Below are 17,418 nucleotides of genomic sequence, written 5' to 3'. Positions count from 1 at the left end.
GATGACTTCATCCTGCGCAAAAAGGGCCAGCAGAAGATCGACTATTTCCACCCCGACCTGACCGCCTGCCTGTCGCCGACCTACGGCGTCATCGTGTATCAGGAACAGGTGATGCAGATTTCGCAGATCATCGGCGGCTACACGCTGGGTGGCGCCGACATGCTGCGCCGGGCGATGGGCAAGAAGAAGCCGGAGGAAATGGCCGCCCATCGGGCGACGATTGCCGCCGGTGCGAAGGAAAAGGGCTACGACCCGGCATTGGCCGAACAACTGTTCGACCTGATGACCAAGTTCGCCGAATACGGCTTCAACAAGTCGCACACTGCTGCCTACGCGGTTGTTACCTATCACACCGCCTGGCTCAAGGCACACCACTGCGCGGCCTTCATGGCGGCGACCATGTCTTCTGACATGGATAGTACCGATACGGTGAAGATATTTTTTGAGGATACCGTCGCCAACAAGGTGAAGGTGCTCGGGCCTGATGTCAATGCTTCGGCTTACCGTTTCGAGCCGGTCGACCGGCAGACCGTCCGTTACGGTCTGGGCGCCGTCAAGGGCACCGGCGAACAAGCGGTCAACGACATCCTGCGGGCCCGTGAAGCCGGCGGGCCGTTCAAGGATCTGTTCGATTTCTGCCAGCGTTGCGATAAACGCATGGTCAATCGCCGAACGACGGAGGCGCTGATCCGTGCCGGCGCCTTCGACAGCATCGACCCGGATCGTGCCAAATTGCTGGCCTCGGTTGGTATTGCCATGGAGTTTGCCGAGCAGACGGAACGCAATGCGATGCAGACTAGCCTGTTCGATATGGGCGATGTCGCGGAGGAGCATGCGCCGCAATATCACGCGGTCAAGCCTTGGGATGAAAAGAGGCTGTTGATGGAAGAGAAAACGGCCTTGGGCTTTTTCTTTTCCGGCCATCCGTACAACACGGTCAAGAAAGAATTGTCTCGTTTTGTCCGTCGACCGCTGAATCGTCTCGAACCATCCAAGGAATTCACCACGCTGGCTGGCGTCGTGGTCGGCATACGGACGCAGATGACCCGGCGCGGCAAGATGCTGTTCGTGCAGCTTGACGACGGCACCGGCATGATCGAAGTCACGGTGTTCAACGAACTGTTCGAAGCCGAACGTGCCAAGATCGTCACTGACGAAGTCTTGGTCATTGAAGGCAAGGTCCGCTTCGACGAGTTTTCCGGCAGCAACAGCGTGACGGCAGAAAAACTGATGACGCTGGGTGAGGCAAGGGCGCGTTTTTCCCGGCATTTGATGCTGAAAATGCACGGTGCTACCGATACGCACCGCCTCAAGTCCTTATTGGAGCCTTTTGCGCCAGGCGGTGCTGTGGTTCGCATCCAGTATCGCAACACCAGCGCCGAATGTGAGCTGCAACTCGGACAAGCGCTACGCGTTCGCCTTGATGATGCGCTGATCGAAGCCTTGAGTGCCTGGCTGCAGCCAGAAAACGTCGAAGTCGTTTATTGAAAACGTCGAAGTCGTTTATTAAAAACGGCGGGGTCGTCTAGTGAGATGGCCGGTTTTTCCTGGCTCCTGCCGCCGGTCACAGGAGAAAAAACCGCAACATTCATTTCGCAGCCTGGCAGAAAGTCTGCCGAGCTGCGAAAGAGGCGCATCAGGCGACCAGTTCGGTCTTGAAGCCGACGCGGATGGCACCCCAGTGACGGCCATTGATCGTGATCGGCATCGACAGGTCGTTGAGGATTTCACCGGTATCGCGCACGTAAGTCTGAAAGAGTGAAGACTTCTGGTTTTTGGCCAGCTTGATACCCACTGGATCGTTAAATATGCGTTTGTGTCGACATTTCACGAGGTCGACCGCCGGATCGCCACTTGCAGCATTGGAAAAGGCCGCGTTGTGCGCCGGGGCATAGCCATTGGTATCGACCGACAGGCTATAGACCAGACCCGGTGTGTCGCTGAGCACCTGATCGTAAAGGGCCGTCAACTCACGGTCGCACTGACTGTCGTAGGCCGTGGTGTAACGCTTCGGATTGGAGCCGGGAATTTCCTTGTAGCTCTGGTCGAAGATGTTGACGCCACGGTCAGCCAGTCGCTGGAGCACGCTGGCGGCGCTGTCGCGGAAAACGATGCACTTGTCGTGCAGCGTGTCGAACATGCTGCTGCCGATACGGAAATCGGCCAGGGTGCACTGCAGGTCTTCGGTTGAGGTGCGCAGATTGCTTGCTGACTCCTGGCACTGTTTCATGCGGCCGGAGATGTCGACCGAATGATTGCGGATTTCTTCGACTTCACTATGGATCGACTGATTGCTTTCGCGCAGATTATAGATGGCCGTGGCAATCGTGCTCAACTGCTCAGTCGTCTGCTTGAAGTCGGCCACCATGGTGGTCAGGTCGGTTGCCGATGTTTCGACGTAATCATTGGCCCGGGTGACTTCGCCGACGATGGTTTGGGTCCGGGTCGAGGTGTCGGCAACCAGATCGATCATCGCCTGGGTGTTCTGGCCGATGACCTGCGTTGCTTTTTTGACCTTTTCCGCCAGTTTTCGCACTTCATCGGCAACCACGGCAAAACCGCGCCCGGCTTCACCCGCGCGGGCGGCTTCGATCGCTGCGTTCAGGGCGAGCAGGTTGGTCTGGTCGGAAATGTCGTTGATCAACAGCACAATTTCGTTGATCTTCATCGAGCTGGCATGCAGTTCGCTAACGGTCGACGAAAAGTGTTCAATATGCTCGTTGGTCGTGCGCATGGTCGATGCGACGGTTTCCATCTGCGTCAGCGAGCGTTGCGCCAGATCCAGATTGTTCTGCGTCGACGACTGGATGGCATCCGCATTCATTGCGACTTCACCGACGGCGAGGTTGACCCGGTTGCTGGACTCGAAAATGTCAGCTGCCAGTGATTCCTGGCGGCGTACCGCTTCGCTGGTCAATTGCACCAGGTGATTCATGCGCGCCGAGTCGGCGGCGATGCTGACGCTGCTGCTGCGCGCGTGGCTGATCAGGTCGCGAATGCGAGAAAAAAAGCGGTTGATGTTGGCGGAAATGCGGCCTGCTGCATCGTTGCCCTGCGTGCCGACCGTGTGGGCAAGATCGGCGCTGCCATCGGCAATTGCCGAAATGTCGCGGTCAACCTTGTCAAATGCTGAATTGTTCCCGAACCATCCCATGGTATGTCTCCTTATGGTTTTTATCTTCGGAAAGTCTGTTGAGTACTGCGCTTGGTGTGAAAGCTGTAACTGCCTTGGCTTATTCTGCCGGGGTCAGTTACGTTGCCGGGCCGACAGGCGGCCAAGCAGGAAACCCTTGATTTCGTGAAACGGGATCGGTTTGCCAAATACCGTGACGTCGCCCGGAATGCCGCGCTGGCGAACCTCTTCGGCGTCGATCGCACTGACCACGATGATGTCCATCGTAGACAGTTCCGGCATCATGCGCAGTCGACGGATCATTTCGAACCCATCCATGCCGGGCATCATCAGGTCAGCGATCAGGATGTCCGGGGTTTGTTGTCCGACCAGCAGCAAGCCTTCGAAACCATTGCTGGCGATGCGCAGGCTGATTGGCAACTTCCAGCTTTCGATCGTCATCTGGTAGAGCTTTTGCAGCATTGGATCGTCTTCTGCGATCAATACATCCAGACTGCCGCCGGTTTCTCCCGGGCGGCCGGCCTGCTTGCGTCGTTTGGCGAGCAGGTTGTCTACCGATCCGGCAGGAATGCGCCGATGTCCACCTGCCGTTTTCCAGGCATCGAGAACACCGTTCTCAACCATGTTCTGCACGGTGCCCAGAGAAACGCCCAGCCGCAGGGCGGCTTGTCGGGTACTGAGAAATTCGCTGTCGGCCATGATGGTCTTTGAAATTACAAAATTGGCAAATTGTAACTGAAGGATGCGGGTTTTGGGCTAAAAAATCAGTAAGCCCGCATCATTTATATGGGTTTGCCAATGCAGGCTGTGTGGCTGGCATAATCCGCCCATGAAAACCAAAAACAAACGGGTGAAATGAGGGGCAAACGGTGTTGAAACTGCTGGTCTTCATGCCGGTGCTTGGTGCCGCGCTGCTGGCTATTTTCCCCGGGCGGCGCAAGTTTGCATTGTGGCGCCTGGCATTGTTTTTCTCGCTGCTTTCCGTTGTTCAGACGGTTTTTCTATTTACGGTTTTTGATCCGGCAGGCGCTCCTGTCCAGATGTTTGAAAGCCGGGCCTGGAATGTTCGCCTGGGCTCCTATTTTGCCCTCGGCGTCGATGGCATTTCGTTGTCCATGGTGGCTTTGACTGCTGTCCTGACCTTGGTGGCGGTGCTGGTTTCACGCAGCATCGATAAGGGGGCGCGGCTCTATTTCGTCTTGCTGATGTTGCTGCAATCCGCCATGTTCGGTGTGTTTACGGCTCGCGACTGGTCGCTCTTCTATGTCTTTTGGGAGGCCACGCTGATTCCGCTGTTTTTCATGATCGACCGCCTGGGCGGCGAAAATCGGCAGCGGGCAGCCTTGAATTTTTTTCTGTATACGCTGGGCGGTTCGGTCTTCATGTTGGTGGCCCTGCTGTTTCTGTACGACGCGGCACCCGGCCACAGCTTCGCCATGCTCGATATGGCCGAGGGTGGGCGGAAGTTGCCGATCAACATGCAGTTGCTGATTTTCGCCGGGCTGTTCATCGGCTTTGCCGTGAAAATGCCGGTGGTGCCTTTGCATGGCTGGTTGCCTTTGGCGCACGTTGAAGCACCGGGGCCGGTATCCATCCTGCTTTCTGGCGTGCTGCTGAAAATGGGGGCTTACGGTCTGATCCGTGCGGCTGAAACCCTGCCGGATGCGTTTGTCGCGGTGCAGGGCTGGCTGCTTGCCCTGGCTTTGCTCAGTGTGCTTTACGGCGCGCTGCTTGCCTGGCGGCAGCAAGACCTGAAATCGATGATTGCTTATTCATCCATTTCGCACATGGGCATTGTCTTGCTCGGCATTGCCGCACTCAATCCGGCCGGTCTGAACGGCGCCGTGTTGCAGATGGTGGCACACGGTCTGGCGGCGGCCCTGCTTTTCCTGGTGATAGGCCTGCTTTATCAGCGCACGCATAGTCGCGATCTTGGCGATTACGGCGGGCTGCTCGGCCAGGCGCCACGTTTTGCCTTCTTCATCGCCTTTGGTTTGCTGGCCGCGGTTGGTCTGCCGGGGAGTGTTGGCTTCATTGCAGAATTGCACGTGCTGATCGGTGCGCTGCAACGCTGGGGCTTGTGGGTCATCCTGCTCGGCTTGTCCATGCTGGTCGGGGCAGCGTACAGCCTGAGAGTTATCGGGCATTTATGCCGCCCGGCCGCTTCGGGCACGGTCGTTCGGGACATGACGAAAAGCGAAACGCTTGCTGCTGGTCTGCTGGCTGGCGGCATCCTGCTGGCCGGTGTCTGGCCGGCACCCTTGCTGACGCTGCTCGGTGGCAGCACGGCGCGTATTGCCGCGCTATTCACGGGAGGCTGAATGCAGGAAAGTCCGAAGCTTCCGTTGCGTCAGCGTCTGCAAGGCTGGATCGAGCATTTGACCCACATCCTGCCGGCGCAGGCACCGATTCGCGATTTCGTCCATCACAACACCTTGCATGGCTTCCAGCATCTGCCTTTTGCGCAAGCGCTGGCGGCGGCCAGTCGATTGAATGGTGCCAAGCCTTACTGGCCGGAGGGCCGGTTTCTTGCCGAATATGCGGCCGGGCGCATTGCGCGAGCCGATCTGGCCGCAGCGCTGGATGATGTCGGACTCAGCGAACTGGACGCCGATGTGCTGCCCGGCCTGTCGCGCCGAACCTTGTTTCTGGCTGCCCTGTTGGCCGGTTCGACAGTGCCGGACAAGGTGCGTCGCGATTGGCTGGTGCGTGAGCACGAAGGTGATGTGGATGGACTTTTTGCCCTGTGCCGCACGTTGACCGCAAGTGCGCCGGAAACGTCGGAGGATTGGCGTGTTCTGGCCGAGGCCCGCTGGCATGCGTTATGTCGCGAGGTCGGTGTGACGCGTACGCTGCGCAGCCTGCTCGAAAACCTGTCCGGCGAAGATGTGCTGGAAACCGTGCGCAGCATCTTGCAACGCCATCTGGCGGCGCATCTTGATCTTGGCTTCTCCGCCTGGCCTAACCCGCAGGCCGAGCGCGGCTTCTTTGCTGCCTGGAAAAGCTGTGCTGCCCATGATCTGGCCTGGGAACTGGACGAATTGCCGGGCATTCGGGATGAAATCCACGATCTGCCGGATGACCCGGTCGTTGTTCTTGAAACCGAGTTGCGCAACCTGTTGCCCGACGAATCCCTGTGGTTGGCTTACCTGGAGCGTCTGGCACTGGAGTTGCCCGGCTGGTCCGGGATGTTCCTGTGGCGCGACCAGCACCCGGCGGCATTTGCCGGGGAACCGGTCGACATGGCCGACTACCTGGCTGTGCGTATTTTTCTCGAACGTCATTTATGCACCGAGTTGATTCGTCGCCTGACCGGGGCACCGCTCGGTTTCGATGATCTGGAGGCGTATTACCAGGGCAATCCCGCCGAGTTCCTGGTGCGTCATGCCTTGCATTCAGTGAATTTGCCCGAGGATTTGCAAGCGGCGGCGGCTGGTTTGTGCGCCGCTACCGTCGATGGTCGAGAAGTCCATGGCTGGGCGGCGCTGGCACCGCGTCTGGGTGACTTCTTGCAGGTCGATGCAGCGAACTCTCGGGCCTGGCGCCTGCTTGAGCTGGCCGGACAACTCGCTTGGGGCGACAGTGAACTGCGGGCGTTGGGGCCGGATGGGGCGGCTTGCCTGCTGGCTGCGGTCGATACCCTCGATCCCTTACTTCGCGGCCAGATCTGGCTGACGGCTTACGAAGCGCATTATCGCGATCAGTTGTTTTCGGCCTTGACCGTCAATGCGCGTCACCCCCGCGCCTGGCCGCAGGCATCGGCGCAGGTGGTCATGTGCATGGATGATCGCGAGGAGGGGACGCGCCGGCACCTCGAAGAAGTGGCGCCCGATATCCAGACTTTTGGTGCGGCGGGTTTCTTTGGCGTGGCGATGTATTGGCAGGGCGTGGATGATGCTGCTCCGACCGCTTTGTGTCCGGTGGTCGTGACGCCGGAGCATCTGGTGCGCGAGGTGGTAAAGGCGGGCAGCGAGACAGCCCGGGAAAACCGAGCAGGACGGCGCGAGACCCGCTTGCGCTGGCGTGAACGGCTTTATCAGGGAAGCCGCCGGCACGCTATCGGCGGGCCGTTGTTGACCGCCCTGGCTGCTGTGCCGGCATTGTTTGCCCTTGGCGCATCCAGCCTGGCCCCGGATTGGCTGGCGCGGGCCAGTCGGCGTTGGCGCCTGGCGTTTGAGGGGCGGTTGGCGACCGAGTTGGCGCTGACGGCCGACGGTGAGCCGACTGACCGGGTGCGGCAGGGTTTTAGCGATGCCGAGCAACTTGACCGGGTCGAAGCTTTCTTGCGCACCATCGGCCTGACCGAAGGCTTCGCGCCGCTGGTGCTGATCCTGGGCCACGGCTCTGGGAGTCGCAACAACCCGCATCTGTCAGCTTACGATTGTGGTGCCTGCTCCGGGCGCCACGGTGGTCCGAATGCCCGGGTGTTCGCCGCGATGGCCAATCGGCGCGAGGTACGCGAACAGCTACTCGGGCGCGGCATCGCGATTCCCGACAGTTGTTATTTCGTGGCGGCCGAACACCATACTGGCGATGACAGTATCGAATGGTATGACCTCGATCGGGTGCCGGATGCCTGGCAGGGAAAACTCGATACCTTGTTGGCTCAACTGGCCGATGCCTGCCGTCTGCACGCGGTCGAGCGTTGTCGCCGGCTGGCCTCGGCGCCGCCCCGACCAAACCCCTGGCAGGCGAAACAGCACGTCGCCAACCGGGTAGCCGATCCGGCGCAAGCCCGCCCCGAGCTGGGGCACGCGACCAATGCCGCGGCCTTCATCGGGCGGCGTTCGATGAGTCGTGGCCTGTTTCTCGACCGGCGCGTCTTCCTGATTTCCTACGATCCGGCGAATGATCCGGACGGCGGTATCGTCGAACGCATCCTGCTGGCAGCCGGTCCGGTCGGTGCCGGGATCGCGCTGGAATACTATTTCTCGACGGTAGACAACGAGCGTTTCGGCTGCGGTTCGAAAGTCACGCACAACCTGACCGGCCTGTTCGGCGTCATGGAAGGCGCCGATTCCGATTTGCGTACCGGCTTGCCCTGGCAGATGGTCGAAATCCACGAACCGATGCGTCTGCTGGTCGTGGTCGAGCAAACGCCGGCGCAACTGACGCAAATCCTCGGGCGGCAGCCGGCTCTGCAGGAACTGGTCGGTAACGGCTGGATCAATCTTGCCGCGCAGGACCCGTCGACCGCAGCATTGTCCCGTTACTGTCCGCGCCGAGGCTGGTTATCGTGGTCCGGCGAGGCGGTTCTGCCTCAGGTCGCCAAATCGCTCGACTGGTTTGCCGGCGAATCCGGTCCGCTGGCCCCGGCCTTGCTGCGGGGAGCCTTGGCATGAGCGAACTGTCGCGCGACCTGGCCGATCTGGTCTGGCTGGTGCCGGTGTTGCCGTTGCTGGTCGCCGTGCTGGTCGGTTGCCGGGTGCTGTTCGGCAGCGCTGCCGGCGATGGCGCCGAGCGCACGACAGCCGCTTTGGGCGAACTGGCCGCACTGGGCGCTTTCTTGTTGTTGCTGCTGATCGATCTGTCGGTGCTCTGGCATGGCTGGCCCGGTCATCGCATGTTCGGCATCTGGTTTGCAGCGGCTCACTGGCAAGGCTCCTGGTCTTTCCTGCTCGATGCGTTGGCCTTGCCGGTGGCCACGCTGAGCGCGTTGATCGGCTGGTTGATAGTGCGTTTTTCAGCCACTTACCTGCACCGGGAAGCCGGTTTTCACCGCTTCTTCATTGTCCTGTGCCTGTTCCTCAGCGGCATCCAGTGCGTGCTGCTGTCCGGCAACGGATTGCTGTTGTTCGTCGGTTGGGAAATGTGCGGCATCGCGTCTTTCCTGCTCATCGGTTATGCCTGGCAGCGACCGGTGGCTACCGGCAACGCGCTGTTTGCCTTCATTACCAACCGGGCTGGCGACGCCGGCCTGTTGTTTTCGCTGGGACTGGCGGCTTACTGGGTCGGCAGTTTCGAGTGGCCGGCCTTGCTCGCGGCAGCTTTGCCGCTGGTCGATCTGCGTGTGCTGGTGCTCGGCTTCGCTGTCGCCGCACTGGCCAAGTCGGCGCAGTTGCCATTCACGCCGTGGATTCTGCGGGCGCTGGAAGGACCGACGCCGTCGTCGGCGATTTTTTACGGTTCGCTGCTGGTCCATGCCGGGGTGTTCCTGCTGTTGCGCCTGGAACCCATGCTCGCCCAGTTGCCCGACGTGCTGGCCGGCCTGTTACTGGTTGGCCTGTTGACCAGCGCTTATGCCTGGTTGTGCGGGCTGGTGCAGACCGACGTCAAGTCGGGGCTGATGTTTGCCACGGTGTTCCAGGTCGGGCTGATGTTTGCGGCCATCGGCCTGGGCTGGACGACGCTGGCGACCGTGCATTTGTGCCTGCATGCAGCATGGCGGGCCTGGCAGTTTCTGCTGGCGCCGTCCTGGCTGGTGCTGACCCGCGATCGTCCGGCGCCGCCGCCGGCCTGGCTGCGCCGCAACCAGTGGCTGTACACCGCAGCCATGCAGCGTTTCTGGCTGGACAAGCTGGGGGCAACGCTGCTGGCCGCACCGACCGAGGCCATTGCGCGTGACGTGCGTTCGCTGGAAGAGCGTTTTATCGACCGGGCCATCGGCGAACCGGGGCGCGGCCAGCCGATCCTGCCGGAACGCCCGCTGGTCTGTGCCGATGGTTTGCCGGGCCGCCTGCTGGCCAGTGCCTCCGAGATGCTGCAGCGCGTTGAGAACCGTCTGTTGCTGCGGGCTCGCGGCGGCGTGGCCGAGCGCTTGCTGCGCGAAGCCGGACGCTGGTTGCATACGCTGGAGGAACTGCTCGAACAGCCGCGCTACCTGATGATGGCCGTGATGGTGACCTTTGTGGTGATCCTGTGATGTTGGGTGAAATTCTCTGGCACCAGCAGGCGGCATTGCCCTGGCTGGCCCTGTTGCAGTTGTTGCCGCTGGTCGGCGCAGCGGTGGTTTTTGCCCTCGGCGAACGGTCGACCTCAGTCGCCGCCGGCAAGTTGTTCGCGCTGGCCGAGTTGGTGCTGGCCAGTGTCGTCGCCAAGCATGTCGATCCCTTGCAGCCGGTTTTCCAGTTGGCCGAGCGGATCGACTTGCTTGGCTACCATGTTGCGGTCGACGGTATCAGCGTCCTGTTTTTGCTGCTGACGGCACTGCTCACCCTGCTGATGACGCTGTACGGGATGAGCCGCGGGATGATCTCGCCGGGCCGCCTGTTTGCCGTGCTGCTGGTCGCCGAAGCCGGCCTGGTCGGGATGTTGCTGACGCTCAATATCGCGTGGTTTGCGCTGTTTTCGGCGCTCGAGTTGTGGGCGGTGGCCTACCTGCTGCGCCGCTGGGCATCGTCGCGGGCTGAAGTGCTGGCACTGGCCCGTTTCGTCCAGTACCAGGGATTCGGCCTGGCGCTGTTCGTCGCTGGCTGTTTCGTCCTCGGCTGGGGGCACGCCGAGGTGACCGGCGGGCGCTGGAGTTTCGATTTGTTCGACCTGTCGGGCAAGTTGCCGGCCGGCAAATTCCAGACCGCTGCGTTCTATTTGCTGTTTTACGGGCTGGCTGTGCGCACGCCGCTCTTCCCGCTACACGGCTGGCTGCCCAACATGGCGCAGCACGGCTTGATCGCGGTGGCGCCGGCGCTGATGGTCGGCGTCAAGGTGGGGATTTACGGCATGGCGCGCTTTGTCTTGCCGCTGACGCCGGATGCCGTGCTCGACTGGCAGCCTTATGTTGTCGGTTTCGCCATGGCTGGGGTTTTCTTCACGGCGGCGCTGGCTTTTTTGCAGACCAATTTGCGTCGTCTGCTGGCTTTCGCCGTGGTCAGCCACACCAGCCTGCTGGTCACCGGCTTGTTCAGCCTGCACAGTGCCGGCATCCAGGGGGCGATGCTGCTGGCGGCCAATTTTGGCCTGGCGGTTACCGGTATGTGGTTTGTCGTCGGCTTCGTCTTCCGCCGTACCGGCACGACGGAATTGCATGAATTGTCCGGCTTGTTCGAGCGCATCCCCTTCCTTGCCGTCGCCTTCCTGATTTGCGGTCTGGCCATTGTCGGCATGCCGGGAACGCCGGGTTTCGATGCTGCACACCTGATTCTCGAAGCATCGATTGCCCGCTTCGGTGCCTTGTCCACGGTGGCTACGGCATTGGGCAACGTGGCGGCGGCCGGCTTCCTGTTATGGGCTTTCCAGAAAGCGTTTCTGTCGCAGGAAAAAACCGGCATGCACGATGTTGACCGCACGCAATCGATGGAATACCTGGTCTGCGGCATTGCCGTGGCGGCCTTGCTGGCCATCGGTTTCTTTACCGAGCCCTGGCTGCAGCTGACGGATGTGGCAAGTCAGGCGCTGGCCGCGAGGTTCGTGCAATGAGGGCGCGCCGATGAGCGGCAATCCGGATTTTCTGGCTGGTCTGGTGCAGGCCTTGGGGGCGGCGCTGGCCGACTTTCCAGCGTTGTCGCTGCTGGTTTTGCTGCCCCTGATCGGCGGTGTTTTGCTGTGGCTGCTGCCGGCGCGTCTGGCCCGGCAAGTGGCGGCAGTCACGATGGGCGGTGTGCTCGTATTGTCCAGCCTGATCCTGCTGGCTTTTGTTCCGGCTGAGTCGGAATTCCAGTTCGTCGACCGCCTGCCCTGGCTGCCGGATATCGGCGTCAACTGGCTGCTTGCGGTCGACGGGCTGTCGGTGCTGTTTTTGCCGGCGACGGCCTTGCTGTTCATCGGCGCGCTGGTCGCTTCATGGACTTTCGCCCGGGAAGCGCCGCGCCTGTTTTTCGGCTTGTTGCTGCTGTTGCAGACGGCGACGCTGGGGATTTTCTGTGCCATCGACCTGATCCTGTTTTTCGTGTTCTGGGAAATCAGTCTGGTGCCGGTGTATTTCCTGCTGGCGCGCTGGGGCGTTACGGCCGATGCCGCCAAGGTTGCGGCGCGTTACGTGCTGATCATGCTGGCTGGCGGTTTCCTGTTGTTGCTGGCGTTCGTCATCGTCGGCAGTGCTGCCGGTACCGCGAATTTCGATCTGCGTGCCGTGCTGGAAACACCGCTTGCAACCGGCCTGCAACGCACGGTGCTGTTGCTGATGCTGATCGCCTTTGGTTTGAAGGTGCCGCTGGTGCCGCTGCATACCTGGCTGCCACAGTTCGCGCTGGCTTCGCCCGGTTCGCTGACCGCGCTGCTGGTCGGTCTGAAGGTTGGTGCCTATGGACTGATCCGCTTTGCCCTGCCGCTGGCACCGGATGTCGCGCAGGACTGGCACTGGCTGCTCGCCGGCCTGGGCACGCTGACGCTGATCTACGGTGCTGTCGGCATCCTGGCCCACAGCAATCTGCGGGTTGGTCTGGCCTACGCCAGTATTTGCCACGTCGGCCTGGCCGTGCTCGGGCTGGCCACGCTGTCGGCACAGGGCGTGCAGGGTGCCGTGTCGCTGCTGCTGAGTTTTTCCGTTGCGACGGGCGGTGCGATGTTGTTGCTCGAATTTTTGCGCCAGCGCACCGGATCGACCGATATTCATGCCTTGGGCGGCGCCGCGAAAACCATGCCGCTGCTTGCCAGCGGGGTGCTGATCTGCGGTCTGGCCGGCGTCGGTATGCCGGGGACCAGCAGTTTTCCCGGCGAATTCCTGCTCATTCTCGCCGCGCTGGATCGTTATACCGGCGCCGGCATGGCCGCGCTGTTCGGTCTGGCGATTGCCGCCGGGGCCTTCCTGTCGCTGTATCGCAAGGCCTTTTTTGGCCCGCTGACGCGGTCGACCGTAGAATATGCCGAAGATTTGCGCCCGCGCGAGTTGCTGGTGCTGCTGGTGCTGATTCTCCTGATCGTCAGCATCGGCCTGTATCCTGCGCCTTGGCTGGACGTGGTCCGTCCAGCCGCAGAAGCGTGGGCCACGCGTCTGCTGTCCTGATTTTCCGGATTTTTCGCCATGCCATACACCACGACCCCGCCGGGGGAACAAACGCCGCGTTGCCGAATGTGTCAGCATTACTACATCACGCACGACGTAAACTTTCCCTACGGCTGTCGCGAACTCGGGTTCAAGAGCGCGCGTGAGCCGATGCGCGACGTGATCGAGTCGTCGGGCGAAAACTGTTTGTATTTTTCGCCCAACAAAAACGCGCGCTAGCCGGCTCAGGCTTTCTTGACGAATTCCGACTTCAGTTGCATGGCGCCGATGCCGTCGATCTTGCAGTCGATGTCGTGATCGCCGTCGATCAGGCGGATGTTTTTGACCTTGGTGCCGACCTTGACGACCGACGACGAACCCTTGATCTTCAGGTCCTTGATCACGGTGACGCTGTCGCCGTCCTTCAGTTCATTGCCGTTGGCATCACGCCAGACCTTCTGTTCTTCTTGCGCGGCAGCCGGGCCGTCCTTGCTCCATTCATGGGCGCATTCCGGGCAGATGTAGAGCGGGCCGTCTTCGTAGGTGAAGGCGGAGTTGCATTGCGGGCAATTGGGGAGTGCGCTCATGTCGGTTCTCAATATTCGTCTTGTTGGCCGCCCATCAGATTGGGCAGCAGGGTGTGGGCGCGCTGCAGGGCCAGCGCGATGTCGGGGCAAACGTTGTCGTCGCCGATTTCGTCGATGAAGCCGGCGCGATACAGCAGCGAGCCGGGTTGCGAGTTCAGTCCGCACAGGATCAGCGTACAGCCGCGCTTGGCCAGCTTGTCGTGCAGATTTTCCAGGCCTTCGAGACCGGTGGTGTCGAGCTGGACCAGGCGGTCCATGTCGAGAATGACGATTTCCGGATGGCCGGCGCGCGGATCGAGCAACTCTTCCAGCTTGTTGACCGCGCCGAAAAACAGCGAGCCGAACAACTGCCAGGCGGCAACGCGCAGCGTGCCGTCCGGGTAGAGCATGTGCGGGTCCTGGGCTTCCTCGTCGAGCGCCAGGCGCTCGATCCGGGTCAGCTCCGACATGCGGTAGATGAAGAACAGGCTGGCCAGAACCATACCCAGTTCGACGGCAATGGTCAGGTCGAACAGCACGGTGACGAAGAAGGTGGCGAGCAGGATGATCCGGTAGTTCCACGAATAACGCTGCAGTTCCTTGAACTCGTGCCACTCGCCCATGTTGATGGCGACCACCATGACGATGGCCGACAGCGTCGCCAGCGGCACGTAGGCCGCCAGCGGCGCAGCGATAAGGACGATGCCGAGCAGGGTGACCGAATGGATCATGCCGGCCACCGGCGTGCGGCCACCCGACTTGACGTTGGTCGAGGTGCGGGCAATGGCGCCGGTGGCGGCGAAACCGCCGAACAGCGGGGCGGCGATGTTGGCCAGGCCTTGCGCCACCAGTTCCTGGTTGGGATCGTGGCGGTCGTCGATCTGGCTGTCGGCAACGCGCGCCGAGAGCAGCGATTCGATGGCGCCGAGCAGGGCGATGGTGATGGCCGGCGAAATCAGCTTGCCGAAATCGTGGATCGACACCTCGGGAAAACCGAAAGGCGGCAGTTCCTGCGGAATGCCGTTGAACCGGCTGCCAATGGTTTCCACCGGCAGGTCGAAGGCGAAGGCGACCAGCGTACCGACCAGCAGCACGGCGAGGGGCCCCGGCGCCCGGCGCAGCAGCGTGACATGCTGGGCCAGCCGGTTGTAGGAGAGCAGGAAAATGAAGCAGGCGACGGAAAGTGCCAGCGTTGGCAGGTCGACCGTATGCGCATGCGCCGCCAGCACCTTGATGCGGGCAAAAAATTCGGCTGGCAGGCTGGTGATCTGCAGGCCGAAGAAATCCTTGATCTGGGCCAGGAAGATGACCACGGCGATACCGTTGGTGAAGCCGATGACGACAGTCACCGGGATGAAGCGGATCAACTGCCCCATGCGCGCCAGCCCCATGGCCAGCAGCATGACCCCGGCCAGCATGGTGGCGCCGAGCAGGTTGGCGTAGCCGTGGGCGACGACGATGCCGTACACGATGGGGATGAAGGCGCCGGTCGGGCCGCCGATCTGCACCCGTGAGCCACCGAGCAGTGCCGTGATGAAGCCGGCGACGATGGCCGTCCAGATGCCGGCGGTGGGTGAAACCCCGGAGGCGATGGCGAAGGCCATGGCCAGCGGCAGGGCGAGGACGCCGACGGTAATGCCCGACGCCAGATCCTTGCCGAACTGCGTACGATCATAACCGGGCAGGCAATCCAGCAGCTTGGGGTGGAAGGCGATTTTCATGGCACGCACTCAATGGGGTGAGCGCTGCATTATATGAACGTATGGTTAATCGTCAATGATAATCGTATGTTAATATGATTAGATTAAAAAACTAATAGAGAGCACCATGGAGAAACGCACAGCACGACTGACGCTTTTGATCGATCCGCGGAAAAAACAGATTTTCGAGGAAATTTGTGCCACTCAAGACCTGACGCCATCGCAGGTCGTGCGCCGCTTGATCCGTCAGTACATCATCGACAATGCCGGCGAGCGCGATTTGCCGGACTGGTTGAAGCCGACCGGACGGGGCGATTAGGCCGCCGGGCCTTGCCGGGGCAGCGTGTCAGGCCTTGGTAAATTCGGCTTGTTCGGGGTTTTTCTCGTTCAGGGATTTTTCCCGGATGACAGATTTCGCAGTTGGCGGACTTCCCGCACCATGCGACTCATTGCCCACAGCATCACGACAATGCCGCCTGCCGCGCAGACATAGGCTTCTGCGGTCGACCGGGGAAAATTGGCAAGAATCATCATGGGTTTGTCGAGTAGTCCGCCGATGCCAATGACCACACAAAACAGACCGAACAGGTCGGCCAGGGAATAGGCCAGGATGCGTGGCATCAGGCGTGACAAGGCGGGCTGGCTTGGTTGGTTCATGTCGAACTCGCAATGAAAAAATCAATTAAAAAGACTTGACAAACCATACATCACCAATCGAGTTATGCACAACATCGGTCGTGTGTGGATGGGGCAATGGAGATTGCTTGGTGAATTTGGCAATTTCCTGTTGATTTATAATAAGTCAATAAAAATCAATGGCTTATGATTGTGCCTGAGTTTTGTGCAGGGTAAGGAAATGCCTTGTGTGGCGGTCACTTAGCGCTTGCTGCAGTGAATAACTCACAGACTTATCCACAGCTTTTGTGGATAGATTTAAAACCCTGTGTTTCCAGCGGGTTTTGACCCATTCACTTAAAGTAATACATTAACTGCGACCAGGGTTTTTGACCGACTGATAGCAAACGGGCCGCTTGGGCGCCCCGTTTCAGGCTGCTGACGCCACCGTTCTTGCGCTGGATGGATCGTGGGACCCATCTCATGGTTTTCTCGTCCAGCTTCCCGGCAGGTTGAAAAAACGATGGCGTCTAGCACTGGCAAACGCTCGATAAGTAATTGACAGATGATCTCATTTATTCAAAATGGCGAACTTCCCATTCTGAATAAAGCGCGATTGTCATGGTCACTTCAGCTACCCCGAACGCTCTGCCGCTGACTGATACCCAAAACACCCTGATCAAACTGCTGACCGGCATGTTCGGTAGTGCAGCGGGTACCTTGCTCGACGATGCAGAAAACATCCTGAACCAGCATCAAGGCGACTGGAATCAGCTAGCCAGGGCTTTGGCCGGGAGCGAACTCTTTCACGAACATTTTTACCGGCGGGATTTGAACAACACGGCCTTCGCCAATGATTTTCTTGGCCGTCTGGTCGGCCCCAACGACGGCACACTGGTTGCCCCGGCCGCCTACAATTCGATCCGCGACTGGCTGGTCAATCGCCTGGAAGGCAGGGAAGGCGAACGCGGTCAGGCGATGCTTGAACTCCTGGTCGCCCTGCATGACGTGCCTGCCAACGACCCCACCTGGGGGCAGGCGCACCGGCAATTCATCGAACGCAGCGAGCTTGCTGCCGACCTGACCCAGCGCCTGATCGCCAGTGGCCAGAACCATGACACGCTCGATGCCTTGTTGATTTCGCGTCAACTGCTCGATTGGGGCAAATTGCTCAACCTGCAAACGCTGAACACGCTGCCGGAAAACGGCCAGAACGCACTGCTCGCCGCCATGCAGCAACTGATTCAGCTAGGGCAGCAGAATCCTGCGGTCTACCAGGCCTGGATGCCAAAAAGCGGCAATCTGCAGGATTTGCAGAACGCCTTGCCGGGTATTGGGCAACTCGCTGATTTGCTCACTTTCCTCAACAGCGCGCTCCAGCGCAGTGATTCAGCCAGCACTGTGAGCAATCTCATCCCGACGGGTGGCACCGACATCCTGGCCTACTTCGGCCAATTGCGCGCGCTCAACATCTCTCTCGAAAAGCTGCTGCAAACTGCCGCCAATCCGGGGCAGGAATTGCTGGCCCTGAAAGCGCTGCTCCAA

The 17,418-nt window shown here is 60.5% G+C and carries 14 protein-coding genes; 9 read left to right on the top strand and 5 right to left on the bottom strand.

Going from position 1 to position 17,418, the window contains the following annotated elements:
- Nucleotides 1-1,488 (top strand): OB-fold nucleic acid binding domain-containing protein (locus RCI20_RS16200; RefSeq protein ID WP_306607333.1); only part of this gene is annotated, 1,488 nt, incomplete at its 5' end.
- A 148-nt stretch (nucleotides 1,489-1,636) separates the two neighbouring features.
- On the opposite strand, the gene RCI20_RS16195 is transcribed toward RCI20_RS16200, so the two are convergent.
- On the bottom strand, nucleotides 1,637-3,154 hold the full coding sequence (locus RCI20_RS16195) for a methyl-accepting chemotaxis protein (protein WP_306607332.1): 1,518 nt from the start codon (nucleotides 3,152-3,154) through the stop codon (nucleotides 1,637-1,639).
- A gap of 93 nt (nucleotides 3,155-3,247) precedes the next feature.
- Nucleotides 3,248-3,832: a response regulator gene (locus RCI20_RS16190; protein ID WP_306607330.1), complete on the bottom strand. Its 585-nt coding sequence runs from the start codon at nucleotides 3,830-3,832 to the stop codon at nucleotides 3,248-3,250.
- A 170-nt stretch (nucleotides 3,833-4,002) separates the two neighbouring features.
- On the opposite strand from RCI20_RS16190, the gene RCI20_RS16185 reads away from it, so the two are divergent.
- The 6 genes from RCI20_RS16185 to RCI20_RS16160 are packed head-to-tail and all read left to right on the top strand — an operon-like array spanning nucleotide 4,003 to nucleotide 13,232.
- Entirely contained in the window at nucleotides 4,003-5,454 is a 1,452-nt protein-coding gene (locus RCI20_RS16185) for a NuoM family protein (RefSeq protein WP_306607328.1), read from the top strand.
- The gene (locus RCI20_RS16180) at nucleotides 5,455-8,475 is read left to right on the top strand and encodes a DUF2309 domain-containing protein (protein ID WP_306607325.1); all 3,021 of its coding nucleotides are present in this window, start codon (nucleotides 5,455-5,457) and stop codon (nucleotides 8,473-8,475) included.
- Nucleotides 8,472-9,995, top strand: coding sequence for a proton-conducting transporter membrane subunit (locus tag RCI20_RS16175; RefSeq protein ID WP_306607323.1), 1,524 nt, complete (start codon nucleotides 8,472-8,474; stop codon nucleotides 9,993-9,995). Before RCI20_RS16180 ends, RCI20_RS16175 begins: the two co-directional genes overlap by 4 nt.
- On the top strand, nucleotides 9,995-11,488 hold the full coding sequence (locus RCI20_RS16170; protein ID WP_306607321.1) for a NuoM family protein: 1,494 nt from the start codon (nucleotides 9,995-9,997) through the stop codon (nucleotides 11,486-11,488). Before RCI20_RS16175 ends, RCI20_RS16170 begins: the two co-directional genes overlap by 1 nt.
- 10 nt (nucleotides 11,489-11,498) lie before the next feature.
- A complete protein-coding gene (locus RCI20_RS16165) occupies nucleotides 11,499-13,013 on the top strand; it encodes a NuoM family protein (RefSeq protein ID WP_306607319.1) in 1,515 nt (504 codons plus the stop codon).
- An 18-nt stretch (nucleotides 13,014-13,031) separates the two neighbouring features.
- Complete coding sequence (locus RCI20_RS16160; protein ID WP_306607317.1) at nucleotides 13,032-13,232, top strand: hypothetical protein; 201 nt, start codon at nucleotides 13,032-13,034, stop codon at nucleotides 13,230-13,232.
- Between the two features lie 5 nt (nucleotides 13,233-13,237).
- On the opposite strand, the gene RCI20_RS16155 is transcribed toward RCI20_RS16160, so the two are convergent.
- Both RCI20_RS16155 and RCI20_RS16150 read right to left on the bottom strand, forming a co-directional pair.
- Nucleotides 13,238-13,579, bottom strand: coding sequence for a zinc ribbon domain-containing protein YjdM (locus RCI20_RS16155; protein WP_306607315.1), 342 nt, complete (start codon nucleotides 13,577-13,579; stop codon nucleotides 13,238-13,240).
- Nucleotides 13,580-13,587: 8 nt separating this feature from the next.
- A complete protein-coding gene (locus tag RCI20_RS16150) occupies nucleotides 13,588-15,279 on the bottom strand; it encodes a SulP family inorganic anion transporter (RefSeq protein WP_306607313.1) in 1,692 nt (563 codons plus the stop codon).
- A 106-nt stretch (nucleotides 15,280-15,385) separates the two neighbouring features.
- On the opposite strand from RCI20_RS16150, the gene RCI20_RS16145 reads away from it, so the two are divergent.
- A complete protein-coding gene (locus RCI20_RS16145) occupies nucleotides 15,386-15,577 on the top strand; it encodes a CopG family transcriptional regulator (protein WP_306607311.1) in 192 nt (63 codons plus the stop codon).
- Between the two features lie 68 nt (nucleotides 15,578-15,645).
- Here RCI20_RS16145 and RCI20_RS16140 read toward each other — a convergent pair whose 3' ends face one another.
- The gene (locus tag RCI20_RS16140) at nucleotides 15,646-15,915 is read right to left on the bottom strand and encodes a hypothetical protein (RefSeq protein ID WP_306607309.1); all 270 of its coding nucleotides are present in this window, start codon (nucleotides 15,913-15,915) and stop codon (nucleotides 15,646-15,648) included.
- 579 nt (nucleotides 15,916-16,494) lie between these two features.
- On the opposite strand from RCI20_RS16140, the gene RCI20_RS16135 reads away from it, so the two are divergent.
- On the top strand, nucleotides 16,495-17,418 hold a 924-nt coding region (locus tag RCI20_RS16135), incomplete at its 3' end, for a hypothetical protein (protein ID WP_306607307.1).

It is taken from the genome of Azonexus sp., assembly GCF_030824335.1.
GTDB lineage: Bacteria > Pseudomonadota > Gammaproteobacteria > Burkholderiales > Rhodocyclaceae > Azonexus.
The sequence above is the reverse complement of the archived record's forward strand: the minus strand, read 5'-3'. Positions and strand labels throughout refer to the sequence as shown.

Coding starts and splice junctions, on each gene's coding strand:
- RCI20_RS16195 (WP_306607332.1), bottom strand. CDS start 3,154: ATGGGATGGTTCGGGAACAATTCAGCATTTGACAAGGTTGACCGCGAC.
- RCI20_RS16190 (WP_306607330.1), bottom strand. CDS start 3,832: ATGGCCGACAGCGAATTTCTCAGTACCCGACAAGCCGCCCTGCGGCTG.
- RCI20_RS16180 (WP_306607325.1), top strand. CDS start 5,455: ATGCAGGAAAGTCCGAAGCTTCCGTTGCGTCAGCGTCTGCAAGGCTGG.
- RCI20_RS16175 (WP_306607323.1), top strand. CDS start 8,472: ATGAGCGAACTGTCGCGCGACCTGGCCGATCTGGTCTGGCTGGTGCCG.
- RCI20_RS16170 (WP_306607321.1), top strand. CDS start 9,995: ATGTTGGGTGAAATTCTCTGGCACCAGCAGGCGGCATTGCCCTGGCTG.
- RCI20_RS16165 (WP_306607319.1), top strand. CDS start 11,499: ATGAGCGGCAATCCGGATTTTCTGGCTGGTCTGGTGCAGGCCTTGGGG.
- RCI20_RS16160 (WP_306607317.1), top strand. CDS start 13,032: ATGCCATACACCACGACCCCGCCGGGGGAACAAACGCCGCGTTGCCGA.
- RCI20_RS16155 (WP_306607315.1), bottom strand. CDS start 13,579: ATGAGCGCACTCCCCAATTGCCCGCAATGCAACTCCGCCTTCACCTAC.
- RCI20_RS16150 (WP_306607313.1), bottom strand. CDS start 15,279: ATGAAAATCGCCTTCCACCCCAAGCTGCTGGATTGCCTGCCCGGTTAT.
- RCI20_RS16145 (WP_306607311.1), top strand. CDS start 15,386: ATGGAGAAACGCACAGCACGACTGACGCTTTTGATCGATCCGCGGAAA.
- RCI20_RS16140 (WP_306607309.1), bottom strand. CDS start 15,915: ATGAACCAACCAAGCCAGCCCGCCTTGTCACGCCTGATGCCACGCATC.